We start from the raw sequence: 3925 nt of genomic DNA, 5'->3' as shown, positions 1-3925 counted from the left end.
TTGACGCTCAGCGCCGCCGCCGCCCAGATGTCGATCATCTGCGGACACTCCTGGAGTTTTGGCGCGGTCTGCGCGCCGATCGAGCCTCCCGTGGTGAGGCCGAGATGGCAGACGATGATGTCGGCGCCCGCGATCGCCATCGCCGTGGCCTGCGCTTCGCTGAACACGTAAGGCGTCGTCAGCATGTCCTTGTCGTGCGCCCTGGCGATCATGTCGATCTCGAGCGCATAGGACATGCCGGTTTCCTCGAGATTGGCGCGGAACACGCCGTCGATGATGCCGACGGTCGGAAAGTTTTGGACGCCGGAAAAACCCAGCACCTTGAGCTGGTCCAGAAAAATATCCATGTCGCGGAACGGATCGGTGCCGTTGACGCCGGCGAGCACCGGCGTCTTGGTGACGACCGGCAGCACCTCGCCCGCCATCTCGACAACGATCGCGTTGGCATCGCCATAGGCCATGAGGCCGGCGAGCGAGCCACGTCCGGCCATGCGGTAGCGGCCGGAATTGTAGATCACGATGAGATCGACGCCGCCCGCCTCCTCGCACTTGGCCGACAGCCCGGTTCCGGCGCCGCCGCCAACGATCGGCTCGCCCCGACGAGCCATGGCGCGGAATTTCTTCAGGAGCGCTGCGCGTTCAAACCTTGCCATCGATCACCTCGCCACTCTCCGACGCCCCACGTTGCGTCTAGTCAACGCCCGCAGCGCGCCGACCACGGCGGACGCAAATTCCATCTCGTTGATGTTGCGCTTGACGCGGATCAGTTGCCGGTTGGCGGTCTGTCGCACCGTGCGTTCGAGCTCGCGGAACAGCGCTTGATCCGCCTCGGGGTCCCAGAACGGCTGGCCGGGCGCGTCGAGCGCGGACACCCCGCCTTCGGGCAGCAGAAAACGCACCGGCCCATCCATCCGGTTCAGCCGCTCGCTGATCCAGCGGCCCATGCGCTCGTTCTCCTCCGCTGTGGTGCGCATCAAGGTCACCTGCGGATTGTGGACGTGAAACTTGCGATGGCGGTAGCGCTCGGGAATAGACTCGGGCGCACCGAAATTCACCATGTCGAGCGCACCGACCGAACCGACATAGGGCACGCGGGTGCGAATAATCGCGCCAAAGCGATCTTCGGTCGCGGGAAACACGCCGCCCATCAGCAGGTCGCACACCTCCGTCGTCGTCAGATCGATCACGCCGGCAAGCAGATTCGAATCGACGAGCTTCTCCATGGAGCGGCCGCCGACGCCGGTGGCGTGGAACACCAGGCATTCATACTCGTCGCGCAGCTCGGCCGTGATCTTCTGTACGGCAGGGGTGGTGACGCCGAACATGGTGATGCCGATCGAGGGCCGCGCCGGCGCATCAGCCTGTTTCTTGCCGCTTTCGTCGAGGCGCGCCTTCACCATGCCGGCCAGCGCATTGGCGCCGTTGGTGAGCACCGTGCGCGAGATCGAATTGAGACCCTGCACGTCGGTCACCGAATACATCATCGCGATGTCGGCCGGACCGACATAGGGACCGACGTCCCCCGAGGCCACCGAGGAGATGATGAGCTTCGGTACGCCGACGGGAAGCTCGCGCATGCCGGGCGCCACCAGCGAGGCGCCGCCCGAGCCGCCGGCCGAGATGATGCCGGCGACATTGCTCTGCCGGCGCAGCCAGCGAGCGAAGGCGTCGGCCATGGCGGCGACCGAGGCACCGCGGTCGGAGCCGAACACGCCCGAACCGCCGCGGCCGTGATGCAGCGCGATTTCCTGTGCCGGCACGTCACAGGTCGAGAGCTTGCCGCTGGTGGAGACATCGACGAGGCGCGTGCGCAGGCCTTGGCTCGCAATGACATCGCGGATGAAACGGAGCTCCTCGCCCTTGGTGTCGAGCGTGCCGACAACCAGTACGGCTGGTGGTCCGGACAAGCTCGATGCAGCCTGCTCGCGCGAGGCTCGCGTGATTTCGCTCAGGCGCGCGGGCGTGCTGGTGCGCGTGCGAGCCTTCGCTTCGATGCGCGCGATCGGAACCGGCTGCGACCAGCGGGTCGGCAGCACCGGGTTGGAGATGTAGATGCGAAGTGGCGCGGCGCTGCGTGCTCGTTCAGGCGTTGCGCGCGCCTCCGGAGCGGCATCTGGCGCAGCCGGCTCGATGTCAGCTTCGATCCCGGCATGCTGGCCGACGCCGAGCAGGCGCTGCTGCAGCTCGCGGTCGGCGGAAAGACGCGCGGAGCCGATGATGCGGTTGACCCGGCCATTGACCATGATCGCGACGTTTTTCGAGATCGCGGTCGCCACCCCAATGTTCTGTTCGATCACCAGGACCGACATGTCGCCGTCCTGCGCCAGCCGAACCAGGATGTCCTCGACTTGGGCCACGATAACGGGGGCTAAGCCTTCGGTCGGTTCGTCCATGATCAGGAGGTGCGGATTGGTCAAGAGCGCGCGCGAGATCGCCAGCATCTGCTGCTCGCCGCCGGAGAGCTGGCCACCGCTGTTGCTCTTGCGTTCGGCGAGGCGCGGAAAGGTCTCGTAGATGCGCTCGATGGTCCACGGTCCGCGCCGTACCCCCGCTGCGAGCCGCAGGTGCTCGTCCACGCCCAGCGATCGCCACAGCCGCCGCCCCTGCGGCACGTAGCCGACACCGAGCTGCGCAATGCGGGTCGGACTCAGTCGCGTGATATTCTCGCCACGCACCCGAACCGTGCCGCCACTCGGCCGCAACAGGCCCATGATGGTGTTGCACAGCGTGGTCTTGCCCATGCCGTTGCGGCCGACGACCGAGAACACGCCCTGGTCGAGCACGAGATCAACGCCCTGCAGCGCATGCGAATGCCCGTAATAGACGTCCAGCCCTTTCACTTCGAGCGCAGGCGCAGAGCGGCGAACCTCATTCATGCCCGCCTCCGAGATACAGTTCCTGCACCTCCGGATCAGACTCGATCTCCTGCGGCAGGCCCTCCTTGAAGACGCGCCCGTTGTGCATCATCGTGACGCTCTCGACAACGCGCAGTGCCACGTCCGTGTCGTGCTCGATGATGATATAGCCGATATGCGACGGCAACGAGGTCAGGATGTCGATCAGTTCGCGACGCTCCGCCGGCGACAGCCCGGCCGCGGGCTCGTCGAACAGGATCAGTCGCGGCGCGCCGGCGAGCGCAAGTGCGATTTCGAGCTGGCGCTGCTGGCCGTGGGCAAGCTCCGACACGCGCCGGTCCCTGACCGGGGACAAATGCACCGCCTCGATCAGCCGCTCGGCCGAATGCATCAGCGCATCGTTCTGGCCGGGCCGTAGCAGCGAATAGCGCCCACGTGAGACCCCGCGGCAGGCGAGATAGACGTTATCCTGCACCGTGAGGCCGGGAAACAGCGCCGAGATCTGATAGGTGCGGCGCAGGCCGCGGCGGATCCGCTCATAGGGCGGGAAGTTGGTGACGTCCTCGCCGAAAAAGCGAATGGTGCCGGAGGACGGCGGAAAGTCGCCGGTCACGCAGTTGAACAGCGTGGTCTTCCCGGCGCCATTGGAGCCCAGCACGGCCCGCCGCTCGCCGGGGCGCACCGTGATCGTGACGTCGGTCAGCGCCGCAAGCGCGCCGAACATCCGCGTCACCCCGCGCAGTTCCAGCGCAGCGGCCGAACCAAAGGCGGAGAGGCGGTCCGCGACCCTATCCATGGCCGCCTCTCCCGCGCGGCCGCGTGTCCGCGGCGCGGCCGCGGCGGCGCCAGCGCTCGTAGAGGCCGATCACGCCGTCCGACGACCAGAACACGATGACGAGGAAACCGACCCCGATCAGCAGGCGGAAGCGATTGCCGTCGAGCCCGAGCTGGACCAGGACATCGAGCGCGAAGGTGCGCAGGATGACGAAGATGAACGCGCCGACATAGGCGCCGACCGGCCGGGTGATGCCGCCGACCACCGCGATGATGAGGATATCGATGCAGCGTTC

The 3925-nt window shown here is 66.7% G+C and carries 3 protein-coding genes and 1 pseudogene; all 4 read right to left on the bottom strand.

What is annotated here, in order from left to right; translation table 11 throughout:
- Positions 1 to 653 (bottom strand): phosphoenolpyruvate hydrolase family protein (locus JOZ76_RS04645; protein ID WP_291697452.1); only part of this gene is annotated, 653 nt, incomplete at its 3' end.
- 3 nt (positions 654 to 656) lie between these two features.
- Entirely contained in the window at positions 657 to 2876 is a 2220-nt protein-coding gene (locus tag JOZ76_RS04640; protein WP_291697451.1) for an ABC transporter permease, read from the bottom strand.
- Complete coding sequence (locus JOZ76_RS04635) at positions 2869 to 3651, bottom strand: ABC transporter ATP-binding protein (protein WP_291697450.1); 783 nt, start codon at positions 3649 to 3651, stop codon at positions 2869 to 2871. The genes JOZ76_RS04640 and JOZ76_RS04635 overlap by 8 nt, the downstream gene beginning before the upstream one ends.
- Positions 3644 to 3925 (bottom strand): annotated as a pseudogene (locus JOZ76_RS04630) (branched-chain amino acid ABC transporter permease); the annotation flags it as partial. The pseudogene JOZ76_RS04630 and the gene JOZ76_RS04635, both read right to left, overlap by 8 nt.

Origin of the sequence: Bradyrhizobium sp. (assembly GCF_019244115.1) — a bacterium.
Classification (GTDB): Bacteria; Pseudomonadota; Alphaproteobacteria; order Rhizobiales; family Xanthobacteraceae; genus Bradyrhizobium.
Note: the sequence above shows the minus strand (reverse complement) of the source record. Positions and strands in the feature narration are given on the sequence as shown.

What these genes read in the sequence shown, in the direction of transcription:
- JOZ76_RS04640 (WP_291697451.1), bottom strand. Translation starts at nt 2,876, where the DNA reads ATGAATGAGGTTCGCCGCTCTGCGCCTGCGCTCGAAGTGAAAGGGCTG.
- JOZ76_RS04635 (WP_291697450.1), bottom strand. Translation starts at nt 3,651, where the DNA reads ATGGATAGGGTCGCGGACCGCCTCTCCGCCTTTGGTTCGGCCGCTGCG.